The following is a 23,586-nucleotide window of genomic DNA, read 5'->3' as shown; positions in this document are numbered from 1 at the left end:
AGTCTATTTCGCCGTCGCGTTACGGGTTTTCTTCGCGATATAAAGATTATCATCGGCCCGCTTCATCACTTCGCTGAGGTCTTCTCCAGCGATATGGTATTCAACCAGCCCAATACTGACCGTCAGCCTGATTTTTCCTGCGGCGGTTTCACAGGGTGTTTCGCTAACGCGCGCTCTCGCTTTATCCACGATGGTGTACGCATCGTCTAATCCGGTATTCGGCAACACAATGGCAAATTCATCGCCGCCAATACGGCCAAAAATATCTTCGCGGCGAAATGATTTTTTGAACGTGTCGGCAACAAATTTCAGGGCCTCATCTCCGACGCTGTGACCGAAGCTGTCATTCACCTGCTTAAAGTAGTCGATGTCGATCAGAATGACACTAACGGGCCGTTTGGTGAGGTTAGCGACACTAAAGGCTTTATTGGCGGCCAGAAAGAACGCGTCTCGCCGCAAGTAGCCGGTGAGATCGTCATAGCGCGCGATAATAGGCAGTTCTATCAGATATTTTTTTGCCAGAAGCGAGAGCAGGCTGCCTAAAATTGCAGAAAGCAGTACAACGCTGAGAATGACGGCTGCTGAACCAAGAGAGGTCAGTGTATAAAAAAACGTAGGAGAGGGCGTTTCTGACGTGGTTCTAATTCGAACACCCAATAATTCATCCGTGGGCGATAACACAGGAAATATGATAGTAAGGGTGCCTTTCCCTGCATATTCACCAATTGATGGCAGTTTATTCTGGCAAATGCGGATGATCGCCATATCATTAAATGTCAGATCGGATGACGACAAACGATTGATACACTCGCTGCGCACATCACGTGTATTAAATACCCATGTTCTCATTCGTGCGAATACGTAAGAGCCGGTTTTCCGGGTGATATCATTCTCCGTCACTTCTCCACCGGAATTATAGGATTCATAGGTCTTTATTGTGATGTCCAAGTTTTGCCGCTCGACTTTCCACGCATTTTTATTCGCTTCATGCGTAAGAAAGATAGTGATCAAAAAGGAAAGGGAACCAAACAGGAAAAAGGCCGAGGTGGGGTGTGAGAATAGCTTTAATATCTTATATTTAAGATCGTTCATGGCGACTTCCTTGATAGGGCTTTTTTTACTTATTGTGATACGAAAGAAGTGCTTTAATTTTATCATATTATTCGCTTTAACGAGATGTTCTGCCTTGGCGGGCGCCATTATTTTCTCTTTAATCTATCGGCTTATTTCACCCGCTCTTAATGGGTAAGCGATCTTTTTTATGCGCCTGCTATTCTTAAATTTTAATTGCGAAACGGTATTATTAATTCAAGTCATGTGCTTCGATTTTTTGAGACGCTATTTAATAATTATTATCAAATGCTGTATTGCGATCAGCATGAAATAACAGATGCAGTGTGAATTTCCTCATAACAGCTAATTGTTTGCTAAAAGCGCTCAATATCCTGATAAAATTGGTGTTTTATTTAGACTGAGGTGCTTATGAACGTATTGCGTATTGGTTTGGTCTCCGTATCTGACCGCGCTTCCAACGGGGTTTATCAGGATAAAGGCATCCCAGAACTGGAATCCTGGCTCCGTAGTGCCCTGACTACGCCTTTCGAAGTGGAAACGCGACTGGTGCCTGATGAGCAACCGATGATTGAACAAACGCTGTGTGAACTGGTTGATGAGCGCGGCTGTCACCTGGTGTTGACGACCGGAGGCACAGGGCCAGCACGTCGTGATGTCACGCCGGACGCCACGCTGGCCGTTGCCGATCGAGAAATGCCGGGGTTTGGCGAGCAAATGCGGCAGATCAGCCTGCGCTTCGTGCCTACCGCGATTCTCTCTCGTCAGGTGGGTGTGCTGCGCAAACAGGCGCTGATTCTTAACTTACCGGGGCAGCCTAAGTCGATTAAGGAAACGCTGGAAGGTTTAAAAGACGCTGATGGCAAGGTGGTTGTGGCCGGTATTTTTGCCAGCGTACCGTATTGTATCCAACTGCTGGAAGGCCCTTACATCGAGACCAATCCAGATGTAGTAGCAGCTTTTCGCCCTAAAAATGCCATGCGCGAAATAAAAGACTGAAGTTAGGCGATTTGAAACATAAGATTCAGCTTTACTGGTGTATAAAAATTTTGCCGCTATAGTAATTTCTATTTTACACACTGCGGTGGATTTTTTCACTCTGGCAATGCACGGTATCTTATGACTCAGGATCAACACGCCGATCCTCGCCGGTTGAACCGGCAGGACTATAAAACGCTGTCTCTGGCTGCGCTGGGTGGCGCGTTAGAGTTTTATGATTTTATTATTTTCGTCTTCTTTGCTGCCGTGATTGGCGATCTCTTCTTCCCGCCGGATATTCCTGAATGGCTGCGGCAGGTTCAGACGTTCGGTATTTTCGCCGCAGGCTATCTGGCGCGTCCGCTTGGGGGCATCATCATGGCCCACTTCGGTGATAAGAGCGGACGTAAGAGAATGTTCAGCCTGAGCATATTGCTGATGGCGCTACCGACGCTGGCAATGGGCTTGCTGCCGACCTATGAAGCCATTGGTATTGCGGCACCGCTTTTACTGCTGTTAATGCGCGTGCTGCAAGGCGCGGCAATCGGTGGCGAAGTCCCCGGCGCGTGGGTCTTCGTTGCGGAGCATGTGCCGCGCGCCCGTATTGGGTTTGCCTGCGGTACGCTGACTGCCGGCTTGACGATGGGGATTTTGCTAGGCTCGCTGATCGCAACGTTGCTGAATACGGTGCTGACGCCAGAGCAGATGTCTGGCGGTGGCTGGCGGCTCCCCTTCTTCATCGGCGGGGTCTTCGGCCTTGTTGCCATGTATCTGCGCCGCTGGTTGCAGGAAACGCCTATTTTTATGGAAATGCAGGCGCAGAAGAAATTGGCGGAAGAACTGCCGCTGAAATCTGTCGTCTTAAACCATAAACGTGCGGTTGTGGTTTCCATGCTGCTGACCTGGCTGCTGTCTGCGTGCATCGTCGTCGTTATTCTGATGGCACCGACCTATCTGCAAAAAGTCCACGGGATTCCTGCCGCGCTGGCGTTGCAGGCGAACTGTTTGGCAACGATTGCATTGATGGTGGGCTGCGTCGGTTCGGGGCTGCTGGTCGACCGCTTTGGTGCCAGCAAGCTGTTTATGGTGGGTAGCCTGTCGTTGGCCGCCTGTAGCTGGTTCTTTTACAGTTCGGCAGCAAGCAGTACGACGCTGCTCTTTGTCAGCTATGCGATTGTGGGGCTCAGCGTTGGCGTGGTGGGCGGTGTGCCGTATGTCATGGTGCGGGCGTTTCCGGCCGCGGTGCGGTTCTCGGGGATTTCTTTTTCTTACAACGTTTCCTATGCCATTTTCGGCGGCCTGACGCCCGTCTTTGTCACGCTGATTATGAAAGCAACGCCGCTGGCACCAGCATTTTATGTCCTGACGCTAGCCGCAGTAGGGTTGCTGTTGGGGATTTATTTGCAGCGCGATCTGGATGCTGATTCGCGAGCGTTGGCCGACAGCGACGCGCGCGATCGTTCGCCTGTTGAGGTTTAAGCGTACTTAATCGAAAACATAGCGTTATCGAAAATCCGTCATCAAAAACAAACGGGCCCTGTCAGATAGACAGGGCCCGTTGGCATTTAACGCGGCGAGAGCTTACCGCGTCAGAAATTATATCGCATCAGAACTTAGTGGGACGCGCCACATGAACCGATTGGCAGGACGCTACGGCCAAACTTCTCGTTCAGCACTTCAGCCATTGCCAGATAAATTGCGCTTGCGCCACAGATGATGCCTTCGTAACCCGCGAAGGTCAGCAGCGCGTGGTTGCCGGTGAAGTTACCGACGGCCAGCAGAGCAAACAGTACGGTCAGGCTACCGAAAACAAATTGCAGTGCGCGGTTGGTGCCGAATGTACCGAAGAACATAAACAGCGTGAAGATGCCCCACAGGCCAAGAAACACGCCAAGGAACTGGGCATCGCTGGCTTCCGCCAGACCCATTTTCGGCAGCATGAGAATGGCAACCAGCGTCAGCCAGAATGCGCCATAAGACGTAAACGCGGTCACGCCGAATGTATTGCCTTTTTTATACTCCAGCAGACCGGCCAGAATCTGGGCGATGCCGCCGTAGAAAATACCCATGCTGAGAATGATGGAAGAAAGTGGGAAAAAGCCTGCGTTGTGCAGGTTCAACAGAATAGTGGTCATCCCGAAGCCCATCAGTCCTAATGGACCAGGATTTGCCAACGTGTTCGTGCTCATAAATCCTCTGCAATAACAGATTATTAATAGTCCCTTCGCGTCGAGCGCAGCATTAAGGCTAGCGAATGCGCCAATCACGTTGGGATAGGTGTCGTTTAGGTGTTATTGCCCGCCATTGTGTAGGGAAATGTCCCCATTTTTGCGGCGAGCGCGGCATCATATCGGGCGTTTGGAATGGACACAACATGGGGAAGGCAGAATAGTTTGATCGTACGAGGGATAAAGGTCATTTTTTTTCATCTTCCCCCCTTGATGATAGAAATGTTGGCCCCATCTTATTTCCAACCGAAACAGTTTGACCTGCCGCGAAGGCGTGTGTCGGGCCGTTACATCGGTGGTTAGCATGGCAATGAAACGTGTGCTGCTGATGAAAACGAGGGTGTGTCGTTGGAAAACGAGAAATCTTGTTGAAAAATGACATTTCGCCCGCACAGTAGGTTTAACCACCACACCGAATATGACTTTTTAGTGGAGATGTTTAGATGGGTAAGATTATTGGTATCGACCTGGGTACAACCAACTCTTGTGTCGCGATTATGGACGGTACGCAGGTAAAAGTACTGGAAAATAGCGAAGGCGATCGCACCACGCCTTCAATTATTGCTTATACGCAAGATGGCGAAACTCTGGTTGGCCAACCGGCTAAACGTCAGGCAGTGACCAACCCGAAAAATACCCTGTTTGCTATCAAGCGTCTGATTGGTCGTCGTTTCAAAGACGAAGAAGTTCAGCGCGATGCCAACATCATGCCGTACAAAATTATCGCGGCAGATAATGGCGATGCATGGCTGGAAGTGAAAGATCAGAAAATGGCTCCGCCGCAGATTTCAGCTGAAGTGCTGAAAAAAATGAAGAAAACGGCAGAAGACTATCTGGGTGAGACGATCTCCGAAGCGGTTATCACCGTACCGGCTTACTTCAACGATGCACAGCGTCAGGCGACCAAAGATGCCGGCCGTATCGCGGGTCTGGAAGTCAAACGTATCATCAACGAACCGACAGCGGCAGCATTGGCATACGGTCTGGATAAAGAAGTCGGCAACCGTACTATCGCGGTTTACGATCTGGGCGGCGGTACGTTCGATATTTCCATCATCGAAATCGACGAAGTTGATGGCGAAAAAACCTTTGAAGTGCTGGCGACCAACGGTGATACACACCTGGGTGGTGAAGACTTCGATAGCCGCATGATCAACTATCTGGTTGACGAATTTAAGAAAGAGCAAGGTTTCGACCTGCGCAATGACCCGCTGGCGATGCAGCGTCTGAAAGAAGCGGCAGAAAAAGCCAAGATCGAGCTGTCTTCTGCTCAGCAGACCGACGTTAACCTGCCGTACATCACGGCGGATGCGACGGGTCCTAAGCACCTGAACATCAAAGTGACTCGTGCGAAACTGGAATCACTGGTAGAAGAGCTGGTTAACCGTTCTCTGGAGCCGCTGAAAGTGGCATTGCAGGATGCTGGCCTGTCCGTTTCTGAAATTCAGGACGTGATTCTGGTTGGTGGTCAGACGCGTATGCCTCTGGTACAGAAGAAAGTCGCTGACTTCTTCGGTAAAGAGCCGCGTAAAGACGTGAACCCGGATGAAGCAGTTGCTATCGGTGCTGCGGTTCAGGGCGGTGTTCTGTCTGGTGACGTGAAAGACGTTCTGCTGCTGGACGTTACCCCGCTGTCTCTGGGTATCGAAACCATGGGCGGCGTGATGACGGCGCTGATTGCCAAGAACACCACCATCCCGACTAAACACAGTCAGGTGTTCTCAACGGCGGAAGACAACCAGTCTGCGGTAACGATTCATGTTCTGCAGGGTGAGCGTAAGCGTGCGCACGATAACAAATCACTGGGTCAGTTTAACCTGGATGGTATTCAGGCTGCACCGCGCGGTATGCCGCAGATCGAAGTCACTTTCGACATCGACGCCGACGGTATCCTGCATGTTTCTGCGAAAGACAAAAACAGCGGCCGCGAGCAGAAAATCACCATCAAGGCATCTTCTGGTCTGAACGAAGAAGAAATCCAGAAGATGGTACGTGATGCAGAAGCGAACGCTGAAGCTGACCGTAAGTTTGAAGAGCTGGTTCAGGTACGCAACCAGGGCGATCACCTGCTGCACAGCACGCGTAAGCAGCTGGAAGAAGCGGGCGATAAACTGGCCGCTGACGATAAAGCTGCCATTGACGACGCACTGAAAGCGCTGGAAAGCGCGCTGAAAGGCGAAGACAAAGCAGAAATTGAAGCGAAAATGCAGGCGCTGGTTCAGGTTTCCGGCAAGCTGCTGGAAGCGTCTCAACCACAGCAAGGCCCTGAAGGTGCCGCTGATGATGCCTCTGCTCGTCGCGACGACGATGTCGTTGATGCTGAGTTTGAAGAAGTAAAAGATAAAAAGTAATCGCCCTTGAGCGGGCGCAGTAGCAGCCACAAGGCTATTGCTGGCAATCAGCACGGGCGTCGAGGAAACTCTGCGCCCGTGCACGCATGTTGAGGGCAGGAAAAGAAATGGCGAAGCAAGATTATTACGAAAGCCTGGGCGTTTCGAAAAGCGCGGATGAGCGCGAGATAAAGAAAGCCTATAAGCGTCTGGCAATGAAGTACCACCCCGATCGCAATCCGGGTGATAGCGAGGCAGAAGCCAAGTTCAAAGAGATCAAAGAAGCCTACGAGATCCTTACCGACTCGCAAAAACGCGCCGCCTACGATCAGTACGGCCATGCGGCGTTTGAGCAAGGTGGTATGGGCGGAGGCGGCGGTGGTTTTGGCGGCGGCGGTGCCGATTTTGGTGATATTTTTGGCGACGTGTTCGGGGACATTTTTGGCGGTGGCCGCCGTCAGCGTGCGAGCCGTGGATCCGATTTACGCTACAACATGGAGTTGACGCTGGAAGAAGCGGTACGTGGCGTCACCAAAGAGATCCGAATTCCCGCGCTGGAAGAGTGTGATGTGTGCCACGGCAGCGGTGCGAAGCCGGGTAGTTCTCCGATCACCTGTCCAACCTGTCATGGTAACGGCCAGGTTCAGATGCGTCAGGGCTTCTTTACCGTACAGCAGGCATGTCCGCACTGTCATGGGCGCGGTAAGATCATTAAAGATCCGTGCGTCAAATGCCACGGTCATGGCCGTGTAGAGAAGAGCAAAACGCTGTCGGTGAAAATTCCAGCTGGCGTGGACACGGGTGACCGTATTCGCTTGTCCGGTGAAGGTGAAGCCGGTGAGCACGGCGCGCCGTCAGGAGATTTGTACGTTCAGGTGCAGGTTAAAGCGCACCCGATCTTCCAGCGTGAAGAGAATAACCTGTACTGCGAAGTGCCGATCAACTTTGCGATGGCTGCATTAGGCGGCGAGATTGAAGTCCCGACGCTGGATGGCCGTGTGAAGCTGAAAGTGCCTGCGGAAACGCAAACCGGCAAACTGTTCCGTATGCGCGGCAAAGGTGTGAAATCGGTACGTGGCGGTGCGCAGGGCGATCTGCTGTGCCGTGTAGTGGTCGAAACGCCAGTTAATCTGAACGAACGTCAAAGACAGCTGCTACAAGAACTCGATGAGAGTTTCGGCGGCCCGTCCGGTGAAAGAAACAGCCCGCGTTCGAAAAGCTTTTTCGATGGCGTGAAGAAATTCTTCGACGATTTAACCCGTTAATGGTTTATCGTTAACGCGTAATCAAAAGACCGGTGGGGTAAACCCGCCGGTTTTTTTATGACCGGCATCCTTGTCCGTCACCTTGCGGCCGTTGCTGCGCAATGTTGAAAAACGCTCCCGACGTTTTTTATCTCCTCCTCTGAATAGTTATCACCTTAAATGATCGGTTTTTACGATCTTTATGCCAGTTTTAATCTGCTTTTAACGAGTGGTTAGATTGCGTAATCTTGCCAGCAAGAAAGCGGACGTACGGTATTGGTGTTCGCGCCTGATGGGAGATGAAGTCAATGATAACAATGATTCGCCGTTTTATCGGATTGGATGCGGCGGCTGGCATCATGCTGATGATGGCAACGGTTTTCGCGCTCGCGTTTGCCAATTGGTCTGTTACTGCTGCTGGTTATCAACAGTTCCTGATGATGCCAGTGGAAATGCGCTTTGGCGCACTGGAAATTAATAAGAATCTGCTGCTGTGGATTAATGATGGCCTGATGGCGATTTTCTTCCTGCTGATTGGTCTGGAAGTGAAACGAGAACTGGTTGAAGGCTCGCTAGCCAGTCGTCAACAGGCGATGTTGCCACTAGTGGCGGCGGTAGGCGGAATGATTTTTCCCGCCTTGCTCTTTCTGCTTTTCAACGCAAAGGATGAGGTAACGCGCGCTGGCTGGGCTATTCCCGCTGCGACAGATATTGCATTCGCCATTGGTGTGCTGACGCTATTGGGCAAGCGCGTTCCCGCAGGGTTAAAAGTCTTCTTGCTGGCGCTGGCGATCATTGACGATCTGGGGGCGATCCTAATCATTGCTCTGTTTTATACGCAGCAGATCTTCTGGCCTGCGCTGTGCGGCGCGGTATTGGCGGTTGCAGCGCTGGCCTATTTGAACAGGCAACAGGTCAGGAAAACATCCGCCTATTTGCTGGTGGGGATTGCTCTGTGGGTCTGCATCCTGAAATGTGGCGTTCATGCGACGTTGGCTGGGGTGATCGTCGGATTCTTTATCCCTTTGCGCACGTCCGACGGGGAAACGTCTCCGGCAACCACGCTGGAACACGGTTTACAAACGTGGGTCGCGTTTCTGATTATTCCGCTGTTTGCCTTCGCTAACGCTGGCATTGTGTTACAGGGAATTGTGCTGGAAAAACTGTTCTCCCCTCTTAGTCTGGGTATCGCCGCCGGGCTACTGATCGGTAAACCGCTGGGTATTACCTTGTTCAGTTGGCTAACCATTCGGCTGGGCTACGCGCGTTTGCCTGCTGGCGTTGGCTTTAGCCAGATTGTGGCGGTGTCCGTGCTGTGTGGCATCGGTTTTACCATGTCGATATTCATTACGCTGCTGGCCTTTTCTGGCGGTGATGCGGAATTGATTACCTATGCCAAGCTGGGAATCTTGCTGGCATCGGGATTGGCGGCGCTGCTTGGCTATCTGGCACTACGTGGGGTGTTGCCTGCGCTGGACAAGGCGGTGCAGCCGTGTAAGGGTTGAGGCTATGCCGGAGACGCGAAGAGGGGGCGGGTGTGTCTCATTTGAATTTTAATCATCTCTATTATTTCTGGCAGGTTTATAAGTCGGGCTCCGTTGCCGGTGCGGCAGAGACGCTGTTCTTAACGCCGCAGACCATTACCGGGCAGATCAAATGCCTGGAAGAGCGTCTGCAAGGCAAGCTTTTCAAGCGCAAGGGACGGGGGCTGGAACCGACAGAGCTGGGGCAGCTAGTTTTTCGCTATGCGGATAGCATGTTTCAGCTTAGCCAGGAAATGTTGGATATTGTGAACTACCGCAAAGAATCGAACCTGTTATTCGATGTCGGCGTGGCAGATGCATTGTCCAAACGGCTGGTGAGCAGGGTGCTGGAAACGGTCGTGACGGAACAGGAGCATATCCATTTGCGCTGTTTTGAGTCGACGCACGAAATGCTGCTGGAGCAGTTGAGCCAGCATAAGCTGGATATGATTTTGTCGGATTGTCCGGTAGATTCAACGCAGCAGGAAGGGCTATTTTCAATCAAGCTGGGCGAGTGTGGCGTAAGCTTTTACTGTAAACGTCCTCAGCCCGAATACGCTTTTCCTGCCTGCCTTGAACAGCGTAAGTTACTGATTCCAGGACGGCGAACCATGTTGGGACGCAAGTTGCTGAATTGGTTTACTGCGCAGAATATTCAGGTGAACATTTTGGGGGAATTTGATGATGCGGCGCTGATGACCGCGTTCGGCATTAATAATGACGCCATTTTCGTTGCGCCATCGCTGTATGCCAATGAAATCTACCAGCAGGGCGACATCGTCGAGATCGGCAGGATCGAGAACATTCAGGACGAGTATTACGCGATCTTTGCGGCCAGAATGATCCAGCATCCGGCGGTACAGCGTGTGTGTAACGCGGATTTTTCGGCGCTCTTCTGTGATACGACAGACACAAAAAAACCGGCCTGAGCCGGTTTTTTCTTAGCAACAACACGCAGGTGCGTGATTATTGCATGGCGTTGATGCGCGCAACCAGATTGGATTTATGACGTGCAGCTTTGTTCTTGTGGATCAGGCCTTTACCAGCCTGACGATCCACGATCGGTTGCATGTCATTAAACGCTTTCTGTGCCGCTTCTTTATCGCCAGTCGCGATCGCCGCGTATACTTTCTTGATGAAAGTACGCATCATAGAGCGACGGCTTGCGTTATGCTTACGGCGCTTCTCAGATTGTACGGCGCGTTTCTTAGCTGATTTGATATTAGCCAAGGTCCAACTCCCAAATATATTCAATCGAGGACAATTCAAAGGCCGTGGAATATGCTCGTTTAGCCTTCGTTTGTCAATGGATTTGTGCAAATAAGCGTCGTTGTACGTCGACACTTGTTACGTTGTGATGGCGCAGGATTTTAGCAGCTTCACGCGGTGGAATACAGCCTTTCGCAGCAGAAATTCATCCTGAATGTGATAAAACCCTGTCTGCCATCGGTAAAGTCGGATTGTGCAGGGCATCGGCTATCTGGATATTCTGCGTCTGGACGTCATTCATCGAGGATTCCGCTAAAAAACGTGCAAATATCGGCACGATTTACAGGGTGGCTGCAAAAGGCGCGAATCGCGGGTTAACCTTACTCGCTGTACAAGGTATAATCCGCCGATTTCCATAATATTAACCCTTTGTTCTGGGCCAGCCATGCAGCTAATTCGCGGTATACACAATCTTCGGGCACACCATTACGGCTGTGTGCTCACTATTGGTAATTTTGACGGCGTGCACCTCGGACACCAAATGCTGCTTGAACGACTGAAGCAGGAAGGGCGCGCTCGTGGGCTGCCGGTGATGGTGATGATTTTTGAACCACAGCCGCTGGAACTCTTCGCTGCGGAAAAAGCGCCAGCCCGTTTGACGCGTCTGCGTGACAAGGTGAAATATCTGGCGCAGGCCGGCGTGGACTATCTGCTGTGCGTCAGATTCGATGCGCGTTTTGCCGCCAATGATGCCGAGACGTTCGTTTCTTCTCTGCTGGTGAAGAAATTGGGCGTGAAGTTTCTGGTTGTGGGGGATGACTTCCGCTTCGGGGCTGGTCGTCAGGGAGATTTCCTGTTATTACAGAAGGCTGGACGTGAGTCGGGATTTGATGTTATCAGCACCGATTCGTTCTGTAATGGCGGCAAACGGGTTAGCAGCACGGCGGTGCGAGAAGCGCTGAGTCGTGATGAGCTCGAACGGGCGGAAAGCCTGCTGGGTCACCCTTACTCCATTTCCGGGCGCGTGGAACATGGTAAAGCGCTGGGGCGAACGATCGGGTTTCCCACTGCCAACTTGCCGCTGAAGCGCCAGGTTTCCCCTGTCAGTGGCGTGTATGCCGTCAGCGTTTATGGGCTGGGGCCAGAACCGCTTCCGGGCGTCGCCAATATAGGCACACGTCCGACCGTAAACGGTGACCAACGCCAGCAGCTTGAAGTGCATTTGCTGGACGTGACGATAGATCTCTATGGTCGTCACATTGAAGTCGTACTGCGTAAAAAAATCCGTAATGAACAGCGTTTTGCTTCGCTCGATGCGTTAAAACAGCAAATCGCCGATGATGTGGTGACAGCCCGGACGTTCTTCGGGTTAAAGACACCGGTTTAATTTTTCTAGCCGAAACGAAATCGAGAATCTAATGAGTGACTATAAGACTACCCTGAACTTGCCGGAAACAGGGTTCCCGATGCGTGGCGATCTGGCCAAGCGCGAACCTGACATGCTGAAACGTTGGTATGAGCAGGATCTGTACGGGATTATTCGCAATGCGAAGAAGGGAAAGAAGACTTTCATTCTGCACGATGGCCCTCCGTACGCGAATGGCAGTATTCATATTGGTCACTCAGTTAACAAGATTCTGAAAGATATTATCGTTAAATCGAAAGGCCTGTCTGGCTACGATTCCCCTTATGTGCCGGGCTGGGACTGCCACGGTCTGCCGATTGAGCTGAAAGTAGAGCAGCTGGTCGGTAAGCCGGGCGAGAAAGTCAGCGCTGCGGAATTCCGCGCAGAGTGTCGCAAATATGCGGCAGAGCAGGTTGCTGGTCAGAAAGCCGACTTTATTCGTCTTGGCGTGCTGGGCGACTGGGATCGTCCTTACCTGACGATGGATTTCAAAACCGAAGCGAACATCATTCGTGCGCTGGGTCGCATCATTGAAAATGGTCACCTGCACAAGGGCGCGAAGCCAGTTCACTGGTGTGCGGATTGCGGTTCCGCGCTGGCGGAAGCAGAAGTCGAATATTACGACAAAACCTCTCCATCCATTGATGTGGCGTTTAACGCCAGCGACGTGGCAGCGGTATTAGCCAAGTTTGGTGTGAGTAGCGTAGATGGCCCTGTTTCGCTGGTGATCTGGACGACGACGCCGTGGACGCTGCCAGCAAACCGTGCGATCTCATTGAATGCGGAATTCGATTATCAGCTGGTGCAAATTGACGGTCAGGCGCTGATTCTGGCAGCCGATCTGGTTGAAAGCGTGATGAAGCGCGTCGGCGTGACGCAGTGGAGCGTTCTGGGCGACTGTAAAGGCGCGGATCTTGAGCTGCTGCGTTTCAAACACCCGTTCCTGAACTTCGACGTCCCCGCCATTCTGGGCGAGCACGTGACGCTGGATGCGGGTACCGGTGCGGTGCATACCGCCGGTGGTCACGGTCCTGACGACTATGTGATCAGCCAGAAATACAATTTGGAAATCGCTAACCCGGTAGGGCCGAACGGTTGCTACCTGAGCGGCACGTATCCGGAATTGGACGGCAAATTCGTTTTCAAAGCCAACGACCTGATCGTTGAAATCCTGCGTGAAAAAGGCATGTTGCTGCACGTAGAGAAATTACAGCACAGCTACCCGTGCTGCTGGCGTCATAAGTCGCCGATCATTTTCCGTGCGACGCCGCAATGGTTTGTCAGCATGGATCAGAAAGGCCTGCGTAAGCAGTCGTTGTCTGAAATCAAAGGCGTGCAGTGGATCCCTGATTGGGGTCAGGCGCGTATCGAAGCGATGGTCGCCAACCGTCCTGACTGGTGTATCTCCCGTCAGCGTACCTGGGGCGTACCGATGTCGTTGTTCGTTCATAAAGAGACGGAAGAGCTGCATCCGCGCACCGCTGAGCTGATTGAAGCCGTGGCGAAACGTGTTGAAGCCGACGGCATTCAGGCATGGTGGGATCTCGATCCGGCCGATGTACTGGGCGCAGACGCTGACAACTACGTCAAAGTGCCGGACACACTGGACGTATGGTTTGATTCTGGATCGACGCACGCGTCTGTCGTGGATGTTCGCCCTGAGTTCGGCGGCCATGCGGCGGATATGTATCTGGAAGGGTCTGACCAGCATCGTGGCTGGTTCATGTCTTCCCTGATGATCTCAACGGCGATCAAAGGCAAAGCGCCTTATCGTCAGGTACTGACTCACGGTTTCACCGTTGATGGTCAGGGACGCAAAATGTCCAAGTCGATCGGGAATACCGTGAGTCCGCAGGACGTGATGAATAAGCTGGGTGCTGACATTCTGCGTCTGTGGATCGGTTCAACGGATTACTCTGGTGAAATCGCCGTATCTGATGAGATCCTGAAGCGCTCTGCCGATGCCTACCGTCGTATCCGTAACACCGCGCGTTTCCTGCTGGCGAACCTGAATGGGTTCGATCCACAGAAAGATAGCGTGAAACCAGAAGATATGGTGGTGCTGGATCGCTGGGCGGTTGGCTGTGCGAAAGCCGCGCAGGAAGAGATCCTCGAAGCGTATGAAAGCTATGATTTCCACCGCGTCGTACAACGCCTGATGCAGTTCTGCTCGATCGAGATGGGATCGTTCTATCTGGATATCATTAAAGATCGTCAGTACACGGCAAAAAGCGACAGTGTTGCGCGTCGTAGCTGCCAGACTGCGCTATACCATATCTCAGAAGCGCTGGTACGTTGGATGGCACCGATTATGTCCTTCACTGCGGATGAGATCTGGAATTACCTGCCGGGCGAACGTGCACAGTACGTCTTTACCGAAGAGTGGTATGACGGTCTGTTCTCGCTGGATAGCGCAGAAACCATGAACGATGCGTTCTGGGCGGATATCCTGAAAGTGCGTAGCGAAGTGAACAAAGTCATTGAGCAAGCGCGTCACGACAAGCGCATCGGTGGCTCACTGGAAGCCTCCGTCACGCTGTACGCCGATGCCAATCTGGCGGGCAAGCTGAACCAGCTGCGTCAGGAACTGCATTTCGCGCTGTTGACGTCAAAAGCGCTGGTCGAACGTTATGAAAATGCGCCGGATAGCGCGCAGGCAACGGAACTCACCGGACTGAAAATTGCCTTAAGTGAGGCAGAAGGGCACAAGTGTCCACGCTGCTGGCATTACGAGACGGATATCGGTAGCAATGCCGATCATCCTGAAGTGTGTGGTCGCTGTGCGACTAACGTGGGTGGTAACGGCGAAGAGCGTAAATTTGTCTGATGAATAAAATCTGTTCGAGTGGACTGCGCTGGCTCTGGCTAGCGATACTGGTTTTAGTTATCGATCTTGGCAGCAAGCAGTGGATCCTTGCCCACTTTGCGCTGGGGGATACGGTGCCAGTAATGCCTTCTCTGAATCTGCATTACGCCCGTAACTACGGCGCAGCGTTCAGCTTCCTGGCGGATAAAGGCGGCTGGCAACGCTGGTTCTTTGCTGGTATCGCGATTGCTATCGTGGTGGCGCTGCTGGTGATGATGTATCGCGGTAGCGTCAAACACAGGCTGAATAACATTGCGTATTCGCTGATTATCGGCGGCGCATTGGGCAATCTGTTTGATCGGACATGGCATGGGTTTGTCGTCGATTTCATCGACTTCTATGTCGGTGACTGGCACTTTGCCACGTTTAACCTGGCCGATACCGCCATCTGTATTGGAGCAGCGCTCATCGTACTGGAAGGGTTTTTCAGTACGCATGATGATACTGATACCGTTAAGCAAAAGGGTCACTGATGTCCGAGACTGTGCAGCACAACAGCGCGCTGCTGGTGCATTTTATTCTCACGCTGGAGGATGGCTCCATTGCCGAGTCTACGCGTGAGCGCGGCAAACCAGCGCTGTTCCGCCTTGGCGATAGCAGCCTGTCTGATGCGCTGGAACAAAACCTGTTGGGATTGAAGCGTGGCGATAAACGCAAGTTTACGCTGCCGCCGGAGTCGGCCTTTGGGCCGACCAATCCGAACCTGATCCAATTCTTCCTGCGTCGTGATTTCGCTCAGACCGGTGTGCCGGATGTGGGCACCATCATGCTGTTCAGTGGTGTTGCCGGAAATGATATGCCGGGGATTATCCGTGATGTGACCGAGGAATCGGTCACTGTGGATTTCAATCACCCTCTATCCGGTCAGGCGATTACCTTCGATCTCGACGTGCTGGATATCGATCCCGTACAACAGGAGGTGTCCCATGCAGATCCTGCTGGCTAATCCACGCGGCTTTTGTGCCGGTGTCGATCGTGCTATCAGCATTGTGGAACGCGCGTTAGAGCTGTTTGGTACGCCGATCTACGTCCGTCATGAAGTGGTACATAACCGCTATGTGGTTAACGGATTGCGCGAACGTGGTGCCATTTTTATTGAGCAGATTGAAGACGTGCCGGACGGCGCGATTCTGATTTTCTCGGCACATGGCGTTTCGCAAGCGGTACGCAATGAAGCAAAAAGCCGTGACCTGACGGTATTCGATGCCACCTGTCCGCTGGTGACCAAAGTACATATGGAAGTGGCCAGAGCCAGTAAGAAAGGTGTAGAAGCGATTCTTATTGGGCATGCCGGACACCCTGAAGTTGAAGGGACGATGGGTCAGTACAGCAATGCGGATGGTGGCATGTATCTGGTGGAATCCCCCGAGGATGTCTGGCAGCTACAGGTAAAAGACGAAAGCAACCTGTGCTTTATGACGCAAACCACGCTTTCTGTTGATGATACCTATGCGGTGATTGATGCGTTACGTGAGCGTTTTCCGCAGATCGTCGGCCCGCGTAAAGATGATATCTGCTATGCCACGACCAATCGTCAGGAAGCCGTTCGCCATTTGTCGGATAAGGCGGATGTCGTGTTTGTTGTGGGGTCTAAAAATTCCTCAAACTCTAACCGTCTTGCTGAATTGGCACAGAGAGCGGGGAAAGCGGCTTATCTGATTGATTCAGCCGAAGATATCCAGGAGTCATGGGTAGAGGGCGCTTCGCATGTTGGGGTAACCGCAGGCGCATCCGCACCGGATATCCTGGTACAACAGGTGATTCAGCGCCTGAAAGCATTAGGCGGCAAGGTTGCCGTTGAAATGCAGGGGCGTGAAGAAAACATCGTCTTTGAAGTGCCGAAAGAGCTGCGTGTTGAAGTCAAACAGGTAGATTAACGCTGTTTCTGTGGTAGGGCTTCGGCCCTACCGCTGTTATCCCCCTCTGTTTTCTCTCCCCTGTATTCACTCATGGAAATGTTAATGCATAAAAATGAATTTTTATGCGTTATGTCATGTGGTTTATTTTTGACCTTCCCTGCATGTTTTCAAACGCCTCACGATGTTTCATCGCTTTCAGACGTGATTCTGCTATCAGTAGTGAGACAGTTTTGCTGATTTTCTGCGGCTTCAAACAGTATTTTCTAATCTGGTGGTAAATCCGCTGGCGATAGTGCGCGGTGCCCGTTAACCTGATGTTATTTTTATGTCGTCAGGATCAAAAAGAGAGAGACATTATGAAGGATTCATCCATCCGTATTGCGGTTGTAGGTGCGGGCGGCCGCATGGGGCGTCAGCTGATTCAGGCCATCGAGCAAATGGACGGCGTGGTATTGGGCGCGGCGCTGGAACGTTCTGGTTCGTCTCTGCTCGGCAGCGATGCTGGTGAACTCGCCGGGTTAGGTAAAAGCGGTATTACCGTGAATGAAAGCCTGGATGTCGTGCAGAATGATTTCGATATTTTGATCGATTTCACTCGCCCGGAAGGCACATTAGCGCATCTGGCCTTTTGCCGTCAGCACCGTAAGGGCATGATTATTGGGACAACCGGTTTTGATGACGCAGGGAAGGCGGCGATTAAGCAGGCTGCACAGGATATCGGGATTGTGTTTGCAGCGAACTTCAGCGTTGGCGTCAATGTCATGCTGAAGCTGCTGGAAAAAGCGGCGAAGGTCATGGGCGATTATACTGATATCGAAATCATTGAAGCACATCACCGGCACAAGGTGGATGCGCCGTCTGGCACCGCGCTGGCAATGGGCGAAGCGATTGCCGATGCGCTGGGGCGCGATCTGAAATCCTGTGCGGTGTATGCGCGTGAAGGTCATACCGGCGAACGCGATCCGAAAAGTATTGGTTTTGCGACCGTGCGGGCTGGCGATATTGTCGGTGAACATACGGCGATGTTTGCGGATATTGGCGAGCGTGTTGAGATTACCCATAAGGCATCCAGCCGTATGACGTTTGCCAATGGTGCAGTAAGAGCGGCTATCTGGATTAGTTCGAAAGAAAGTGGTCTTTTTGATATGAGAGATGTGCTTTCTCTGGATGATTTATAGTTTTTAATTATTTATAAATAATCATATCATACTGATAAGGGTGGTTATTTTAATGATCACCTTTATTTTCATTGGTTACGTTTTAATTTCTTCTCCTTACTTGTTTTTATTCGTATTTTGTTCGGTTTTTTAGCGGCAAGACGTCCCCTTTACTCCTGAAATGTCCTTTGCTGGTGATTTGTTATCCTTATTTTAACGATGTTGCCTCGCAACCGTTTACTTACCTAAGTTGATGTGGTTTTTTACGTCAGTGGGCAGCGATTTATTTCGGAAAGCATAAAAATAAGAGAAAAAAAGCGGTTTGGGTAGACAATCAGGAAGACCATCATTAAAATGCGCCCAATTTGCCAAAAATTGGCCTTACAGGTAGTTTTTGCATTGATTTAGTGGCTCGAATCTGAATTAATATGCAAATAACGTGATTGTTTATTCCTTGGAGGGTGTTTTGATTAAGTCAGCGCTATTGGTTCTGGAAGACGGAACCCAATTCCACGGTCGGGCCATTGGGGCAGAAGGGTCGGCAGTGGGGGAAGTGGTCTTCAATACGTCGATGACCGGTTATCAAGAAATCCTTACTGATCCTTCCTATTCCCGCCAGATTGTCACTCTCACTTATCCCCATATCGGTAATGTCGGCGCCAATGCCAACGATGAAGAATCTCCCTCTGTACAGGCTCAAGGTCTGGTTATTCGCGATTTACCTCTGATTGCCAGCAACTACCGTAGTGAAGAAAGCCTGTCTGAATACCTCAAGCGCAACAACATCGTCGCCATTGCTGATATTGATACCCGTAAACTGACTCGTCTGCTGCGTGAAAAAGGCGCACAGAATGGCTGCATCATCGCGGGCGATGCGCCTGATGCCACTGTCGCGTTGGAGAAAGCGAAAGCCTTCCCTGGGTTGAAGGGAATGGATCTGGCAAAAGAAGTAACGACGGCAGAAAGCTACAGCTGGTTACAGGGAAGCTGGACGCTGGAAGGTGAATTGCCTGCGGCGAAAAACGAAAGCGAACTGCCTTACCACGTTGTGGCGTATGACTACGGTGTGAAACGCAACATTTTGCGTATGCTGGTGGATCGCGGCTGCCGTCTGACGGTGGTTCCGGCGCAGACACCGGCTGAAGATGTGCTGAAGTTGAATCCAGACGGTATTTTCCTTTCTAACGGCCCGGGCGACCCTGAGCCGTGTGACTACGCAATTCGCGCGATCAAAACCTTTCTGGAAACGGATATTCCGGTATTCGGTATCTGCCTGGGTCACCAACTGCTGGCGCTGGCGAGCGGTGCGAAGACCATCAAAATGAAGCTGGGTCACCACGGCGGCAACCATCCGGTAAAAGATCTGGATAACAACTGCGTGATGATTACCGCGCAGAACCACGGCTTTGCGGTGGATGAAGATAATCTGCCTGACACGCTGCGCGTCACGCACAAATCCCTGTTTGACCACACGGTTCAGGGGATTCACCGCACGGATAAGCCAGCGTTCAGCTTCCAGGGGCACCCAGAAGCGAGCCCAGGCCCGCATGATGCTGCGCCGCTGTTCGACCACTTTATTGACTTGATTCAGACTTACCGTTCTTCCGCTAAATAATCAGGAGCGAGACAATGCCAAAACGTACAGATATTAAAAGCATCCTGATTCTGGGCGCCGGCCCGATTGTTATCGGCCAGGCGTGTGAGTTTGACTACTCGGGTGCACAAGCCTGTAAAGCGCTGCGTGAAGAGGGCTACCGCGTTATTCTGGTGAACTCGAACCCGGCAACCATCATGACTGACCCGGAAATGGCCGATGCGACCTACATCGAGCCGATTAACTGGGAAGTGGTGCGTAAAATCATTGAAAAAGAGCGTCCAGACGCGGTGCTGCCAACGATGGGCGGCCAGACCGCGCTGAACTGTGCGCTGGAGCTGGAACGTCAGGGCGTGCTGGCCGAGTTCGGCGTCACCATGATTGGTGCAACGGCGGATGCCATTGATAAAGCAGAAGATCGCCGCCGTTTTGACGTCGCGATGAAAAAGATTGGTCTGGACACCGCGCGTTCCGGTATTGCGCACACGATGGAAGAAGCACTAGCCGTGGCGGCTGATGTGGGCTTCCCGTGCATCATCCGTCCTTCCTTCACGATGGGCGGCACTGGTGGCGGTATCGCGTACAACCGCGAAGAGTTTGAAGAGATCTGCGAACGCGGGCTGGATCTTTCGCCAACCAAAGAGCTGCTGATTGATGAATCGCTGATCGGTTGGAAAGAGTACGAGATGGAAGTGGTGCGTGATAAGAACGACAACTGCATCATCGTCTGCTCCATCGAAAACTTCGATGCGATGGGGATCCACACCGGAGACTCCATCACCGTCGCGCCTGCACAAACGCTGACCGATAAAGAATATCAAATCATGCGTAACGCCTCGATGGCGGTACTGCGTGAAATCGGCGTAGAAACTGGTGGTTCTAACGTCCAGTTCTCGGTGAACCCGAAAACCGGTCGTCTGATTGTTATCGAAATGAACCCGCGCGTATCGCGTTCTTCCGCACTGGCTTCTAAAGCGACGGGCTTCCCGATTGCAAAAATCGCAGCCAAGCTGGCGGTGGGCTACACGCTTGATGAACTGATGAACGATATCACCGGTGGCCGTACCCCAGCGTCCTTCGAACCGGCTATCGACTACGTTGTCACCAAGATCCCACGTTTCAACTTCGAAAAATTCGCCGGTGCCAACGACCGTTTGACCACGCAGATGAAATCTGTGGGTGAAGTGATGGCGATTGGTCGCACACAGCAGGAATCCCTGCAAAAAGCGCTGCGTGGGCTGGAAGTGGGGGCAACGGGCTTCGATCCGAAAGTGGATTTAGACGACCCAGAAGCGCTGACCAAAATTCGCCGCGAGCTGAAAGATGCGGGTGCCGAGCGTATCTGGTACATCGCCGATGCCTTCCGTGCAGGGATGTCGGTCGATGGTGTCTTTAACCTGACTAACGTCGATCGCTGGTTCCTGGTGCAAATTGAAGAGCTGGTACGTCTGGAAGAGCAAGTGGCAGAAAAAGGCGCCACCGCGCTGGATGCCGAGTTCCTGCGTATGCTGAAGCGTAAAGGCTTTGCCGATGCGCGTCTGGCGAAACTGGCTGGCGTGGCGGAAAGCGAAATTCGCAAGCTGCGCGATAAGTTCGACCTGCACCCGGTGTACAAGCGTGTTGATACCTGTGCGGCAGAATTCGCGACCGACACGGCTTACATGTACTCCACGTATGAAGAAGAGTGTGAAGCTAATCCGAGTCAGGACCGTGACAAAATCATCGTACTGGGCGGCGGACCAAACCGTATCGGTCAAGGGATCGAATTTGACTACTGCTGCGTCCACGCTTCTCTGGCGCTGCGTGAAGATGGCTATGAAACCATCATGGTCAACTGTAACCCGGAAACTGTTTCAACCGACTATGACACATCTGACCGTCTGTACTTCGAGCCGGTAACGTTTGAAGACGTGCTGGAAATTGTCCGTATCGAGAAGCCAAAAGGCGTTATCGTGCAGTACGGTGGTCAGACGCCGCTGAAACTGGCGCGCGCGCTGGAAGCGGCGGGTGTGCCTGTTATCGGTACTAGCCCGGACGCGATTGACCGTGCAGAAGACCGTGAGCGTTTCCAACAGGCTGTTAACCGTCTGGGGCTGAAGCAGCCTGCTAACGCGACGGTAGCGACGATTGAGCAGGCGGTAGAAAAAGCCCGTGGCATCGGTTACCCGCTGGTTGTGCGTCCTTCTTATGTTCTGGGCGGCCGCGCGATGGAAATCGTGTATGACGAAATTGACCTGCGTCGTTACTTCCAGACCGCCGTTAGCGTGTCCAACGATGCGCCGGTGCTGTTAGACCGCTTCCTTGACGATGCCATCGAAGTCGATGTCGATGCGATCTGTGACGGTGAACGTGTACTGATTGGCGGCATTATGGAGCACATCGAGCAGGCTGGGGTTCACTCCGGTGACTCGGCGTGTTCACTGCCAGCCTACACGCTGAGCAAAGAGATTCAGGACGTGATGCGTCAGCAGGTTGAAAAACTGGCGTTTGAACTCTGCGTTCGCGGCCTGATGAACGTGCAGTTTGCGGTGAAGGATAATGAAGTTTATCTGATTGAAGTGAACCCGCGTGCGGCGCGTACTGTACCGTTTGTCTCGAAAGCGACTGGCGTTCCGCTGGCGAAAGTCGCGGCACGTGTGATGGCAGGCAAAACGCTGGCTGAGCAGGGCGTCACGAAAGAGATTATCCCGCCGTACTATTCGGTGAAAGAAGTGGTGCTGCCGTTTAACAAATTCCCTGGCGTTGACCCGATTCTGGGGCCAGAAATGCGTTCGACTGGTGAAGTGATGGGCGTTGGCCGCACGTTTGCTGAAGCGTTTGCCAAAGCGATGCTGGGTAGCAACTCGCATATGAAGAAGACTGGACGCGCGCTGCTGTCGGTACGTGAAGGCGATAAGGCTCGTGTGGTCGATCTGGCTGCCAAGCTGCTGAAGCACGGTTTCGAATTGGATGCAACGCACGGCACGGCGATTGAACTGGGTGAAGCGGGTATTAATCCACGTCTGGTGAACAAGGTGCATGAAGGCCGTCCGCACATTCAGGACCGCATCAAGAATGGCGAGTACACCTACATCGTCAACACCACCGCAGGGCGTCAGGCGATTGAAGACTCCAAGCTGATTCGCCGTAGCGCACTGCAATACAAGGTGCATTACGACACCACGCTGAACGGTGGTTTCGCCACGGCAATGTCGTTGACGGCCGATCCGACGGAGAAGGTTACCTCCGTGCAGGAAATGCATGCGATGATTAAAGGCTGATTGACCGACTTCGGTAGGCAGTAAGTCGATAATGGAAGCCAGCGTTGGCAACAGCGCTGGCTTTTTTACTGGGGAGCGTTTTAAATGTTAGCCCAGTGCGACCTTGATACCCAAGGCGATAAGCACCGTGCCCAGCAGTTTATCCACCAGTTTCTGCACCTTCGCCAGCCCACGCCGTACCGGCTCACTTTGGAAAAGCAGCACCAGCACCGGCCACCAGATGGCCGCGAGCAGCCAGATAATCATGGCATACCACAACTTTTCACCGAAACCAGAATGAATATTCAGAACCTGTGTGAATACTGCCAGAAAAAACAGTGTCGCTTTTGGATTAAGCAGGTTACAGAGGTAACCTTGCAGGAACGCTTTTTTCAGACTGACGCTCTGTTGCCCCTGAGTTGATACATCCATCTTGCTGCCACCGCGCGCGAATAATGCCTGAATACCGATCCAGATCAGATAGGCGGCGCCGGCATATTTCAGTACATTAAATAGCCACGGTGTCGTTGTGATGACGACGGCCAACCCGGCGACGCAGTACGCCATATGGGTTGCAACGCCGCAGATTACGCCAAACGCAGTCATCAGCGCGGCGACGCGTGGATAGCGTGTGGCGTTCTTGATGACGAGGAAAAAGTCAGGGCCGGGAGAGAGCATTCCCAGCGTGGCGATGGTGGCGACAAACAGCGATGTTTCTAGCATGGTCATTCCCGCGAGTGAAAAGAGTAAGAGCGTTTGAAATGATAGCGCCAGAATAATGAATTCGCATCACACTTATTGGTTATTCGGCGGCGATATGTTAACAATTGTCCTTTCATTTTTTGTGGTTAATTTCAGGGGCGGGTTGAGATAACAACATGGT

At 52.2% G+C, this 23,586-nt stretch carries 18 protein-coding genes; 14 read left to right on the top strand and 4 right to left on the bottom strand.

Annotation, left to right across the window (positions count from 1 at the left end; genetic code table 11):
- Positions 1 to 3 precede the first annotated feature (3 nt).
- Positions 4 to 1,092 carry a GGDEF domain-containing protein gene (locus LCF41_RS18615; protein WP_347881001.1) on the bottom strand — a complete coding sequence of 363 codons (1,089 nt, stop codon included), beginning with the start codon at positions 1,090 to 1,092 and terminating at the stop codon, positions 4 to 6.
- Between the two features lie 390 nt (positions 1,093 to 1,482).
- Here LCF41_RS18615 and mog point away from each other — a divergent pair, with 390 nt between their 5' ends.
- Positions 1,483 to 2,070 (top strand): molybdopterin adenylyltransferase, encoded by a 588-nt coding sequence (mog, locus tag LCF41_RS18610; protein WP_225085837.1) that lies wholly within the window; start codon positions 1,483 to 1,485, stop codon positions 2,068 to 2,070.
- A 120-nt stretch (positions 2,071 to 2,190) separates the two neighbouring features.
- Positions 2,191 to 3,528, top strand: coding sequence for an MFS transporter (locus LCF41_RS18605; protein WP_225085836.1), 1,338 nt, complete (start codon positions 2,191 to 2,193; stop codon positions 3,526 to 3,528).
- Positions 3,529 to 3,662: 134 nt separating this feature from the next.
- Here LCF41_RS18605 and satP read toward each other — a convergent pair whose 3' ends face one another.
- Positions 3,663 to 4,238 (bottom strand): acetate uptake transporter, encoded by a 576-nt coding sequence (satP, locus tag LCF41_RS18600; RefSeq protein ID WP_015841790.1) that lies wholly within the window; start codon positions 4,236 to 4,238, stop codon positions 3,663 to 3,665.
- Positions 4,239 to 4,720: 482 nt separating this feature from the next.
- Here satP and dnaK point away from each other — a divergent pair, with 482 nt between their 5' ends.
- From dnaK to nhaR, 4 genes are all read left to right on the top strand, one after another.
- A complete protein-coding gene (dnaK, locus tag LCF41_RS18595; RefSeq protein WP_225085835.1) occupies positions 4,721 to 6,628 on the top strand; it encodes a molecular chaperone DnaK in 1,908 nt (635 codons plus the stop codon).
- Between the two features lie 107 nt (positions 6,629 to 6,735).
- Positions 6,736 to 7,872 carry a molecular chaperone DnaJ gene (dnaJ, locus tag LCF41_RS18590; protein WP_225085834.1) on the top strand — a complete coding sequence of 379 codons (1,137 nt, stop codon included), beginning with the start codon at positions 6,736 to 6,738 and terminating at the stop codon, positions 7,870 to 7,872.
- A 287-nt stretch (positions 7,873 to 8,159) separates the two neighbouring features.
- Entirely contained in the window at positions 8,160 to 9,356 is a 1,197-nt protein-coding gene (gene nhaA / locus LCF41_RS18585) for a Na+/H+ antiporter NhaA (protein WP_225085833.1), read from the top strand.
- A 32-nt stretch (positions 9,357 to 9,388) separates the two neighbouring features.
- Positions 9,389 to 10,303 (top strand): transcriptional activator NhaR, encoded by a 915-nt coding sequence (gene nhaR, locus LCF41_RS18580; protein WP_225085832.1) that lies wholly within the window; start codon positions 9,389 to 9,391, stop codon positions 10,301 to 10,303.
- A gap of 37 nt (positions 10,304 to 10,340) precedes the next feature.
- Here the strand turns inward: nhaR and rpsT are convergent, their stop codons facing one another.
- Positions 10,341 to 10,604 carry a 30S ribosomal protein S20 gene (gene rpsT, locus LCF41_RS18575; RefSeq protein WP_010681770.1) on the bottom strand — a complete coding sequence of 88 codons (264 nt, stop codon included), beginning with the start codon at positions 10,602 to 10,604 and terminating at the stop codon, positions 10,341 to 10,343.
- Positions 10,605 to 11,028: 424 nt separating this feature from the next.
- Between rpsT and ribF the strand changes: the two genes are divergently transcribed.
- The 8 genes from ribF (at position 11,029) to carB (ending at position 22,724) form a co-directional block, all read left to right on the top strand.
- Complete coding sequence (ribF, locus tag LCF41_RS18570; RefSeq protein ID WP_225085831.1) at positions 11,029 to 11,970, top strand: bifunctional riboflavin kinase/FAD synthetase; 942 nt, start codon at positions 11,029 to 11,031, stop codon at positions 11,968 to 11,970.
- A 31-nt stretch (positions 11,971 to 12,001) separates the two neighbouring features.
- Positions 12,002 to 14,815 (top strand): isoleucine--tRNA ligase, encoded by a 2,814-nt coding sequence (ileS, locus tag LCF41_RS18565; RefSeq protein WP_225085830.1) that lies wholly within the window; start codon positions 12,002 to 12,004, stop codon positions 14,813 to 14,815.
- Positions 14,812 to 15,327 carry a signal peptidase II gene (lspA, locus tag LCF41_RS18560; RefSeq protein ID WP_155116488.1) on the top strand — a complete coding sequence of 172 codons (516 nt, stop codon included), beginning with the start codon at positions 14,812 to 14,814 and terminating at the stop codon, positions 15,325 to 15,327. Before ileS ends, lspA begins: the two co-directional genes overlap by 4 nt.
- Positions 15,327 to 15,800, top strand: a complete 474-nt coding sequence (gene fkpB, locus LCF41_RS18555) for an FKBP-type peptidyl-prolyl cis-trans isomerase (RefSeq protein WP_225085829.1) — start codon at positions 15,327 to 15,329, stop codon at positions 15,798 to 15,800. Before lspA ends, fkpB begins: the two co-directional genes overlap by 1 nt.
- Positions 15,781 to 16,731 (top strand): 4-hydroxy-3-methylbut-2-enyl diphosphate reductase, encoded by a 951-nt coding sequence (gene ispH, locus LCF41_RS18550; RefSeq protein ID WP_225085828.1) that lies wholly within the window; start codon positions 15,781 to 15,783, stop codon positions 16,729 to 16,731. Before fkpB ends, ispH begins: the two co-directional genes overlap by 20 nt.
- Before the next feature lie 338 nt (positions 16,732 to 17,069).
- A complete protein-coding gene (dapB, locus tag LCF41_RS18545) occupies positions 17,070 to 17,891 on the top strand; it encodes a 4-hydroxy-tetrahydrodipicolinate reductase (RefSeq protein ID WP_225085827.1) in 822 nt (273 codons plus the stop codon).
- Positions 17,892 to 18,336: 445 nt separating this feature from the next.
- Positions 18,337 to 19,485 carry a glutamine-hydrolyzing carbamoyl-phosphate synthase small subunit gene (gene carA / locus LCF41_RS18540; protein WP_225085826.1) on the top strand — a complete coding sequence of 383 codons (1,149 nt, stop codon included), beginning with the start codon at positions 18,337 to 18,339 and terminating at the stop codon, positions 19,483 to 19,485.
- Between the two features lie 14 nt (positions 19,486 to 19,499).
- The gene (carB, locus tag LCF41_RS18535; RefSeq protein WP_225085825.1) at positions 19,500 to 22,724 is read left to right on the top strand and encodes a carbamoyl-phosphate synthase large subunit; all 3,225 of its coding nucleotides are present in this window, start codon (positions 19,500 to 19,502) and stop codon (positions 22,722 to 22,724) included.
- A gap of 87 nt (positions 22,725 to 22,811) precedes the next feature.
- Here the strand turns inward: carB and LCF41_RS18530 are convergent, their stop codons facing one another.
- Positions 22,812 to 23,426, bottom strand: coding sequence for a LysE family transporter (locus LCF41_RS18530; protein WP_225085824.1), 615 nt, complete (start codon positions 23,424 to 23,426; stop codon positions 22,812 to 22,814).
- Between the last annotated feature and the right edge of the window lie 160 nt (positions 23,427 to 23,586).

The organism is Pectobacterium colocasium, assembly GCF_020181655.1.
GTDB lineage: Bacteria > Pseudomonadota > Gammaproteobacteria > Enterobacterales > Enterobacteriaceae > Pectobacterium > Pectobacterium colocasium.
The sequence above is the reverse complement of the archived record's forward strand: the minus strand, read 5'-3'. Positions and strand labels throughout refer to the sequence as shown.

Coding starts and splice junctions, on each gene's coding strand:
- dnaK (WP_225085835.1), top strand. CDS start 4,721: ATGGGTAAGATTATTGGTATCGACCTGGGTACAACCAACTCTTGTGTC.
- carB (WP_225085825.1), top strand. CDS start 19,500: ATGCCAAAACGTACAGATATTAAAAGCATCCTGATTCTGGGCGCCGGC.
- ispH (WP_225085828.1), top strand. CDS start 15,781: ATGCAGATCCTGCTGGCTAATCCACGCGGCTTTTGTGCCGGTGTCGAT.
- satP (WP_015841790.1), bottom strand. CDS start 4,238: ATGAGCACGAACACGTTGGCAAATCCTGGTCCATTAGGACTGATGGGC.
- dnaJ (WP_225085834.1), top strand. CDS start 6,736: ATGGCGAAGCAAGATTATTACGAAAGCCTGGGCGTTTCGAAAAGCGCG.
- nhaA (WP_225085833.1), top strand. CDS start 8,160: ATGATAACAATGATTCGCCGTTTTATCGGATTGGATGCGGCGGCTGGC.
- LCF41_RS18530 (WP_225085824.1), bottom strand. CDS start 23,426: ATGCTAGAAACATCGCTGTTTGTCGCCACCATCGCCACGCTGGGAATG.
- LCF41_RS18615 (WP_347881001.1), bottom strand. CDS start 1,092: ATGAACGATCTTAAATATAAGATATTAAAGCTATTCTCACACCCCACC.
- ileS (WP_225085830.1), top strand. CDS start 12,002: ATGAGTGACTATAAGACTACCCTGAACTTGCCGGAAACAGGGTTCCCG.
- dapB (WP_225085827.1), top strand. CDS start 17,070: ATGAAGGATTCATCCATCCGTATTGCGGTTGTAGGTGCGGGCGGCCGC.
- LCF41_RS18605 (WP_225085836.1), top strand. CDS start 2,191: ATGACTCAGGATCAACACGCCGATCCTCGCCGGTTGAACCGGCAGGAC.
- mog (WP_225085837.1), top strand. CDS start 1,483: ATGAACGTATTGCGTATTGGTTTGGTCTCCGTATCTGACCGCGCTTCC.
- fkpB (WP_225085829.1), top strand. CDS start 15,327: ATGTCCGAGACTGTGCAGCACAACAGCGCGCTGCTGGTGCATTTTATT.
- ribF (WP_225085831.1), top strand. CDS start 11,029: ATGCAGCTAATTCGCGGTATACACAATCTTCGGGCACACCATTACGGC.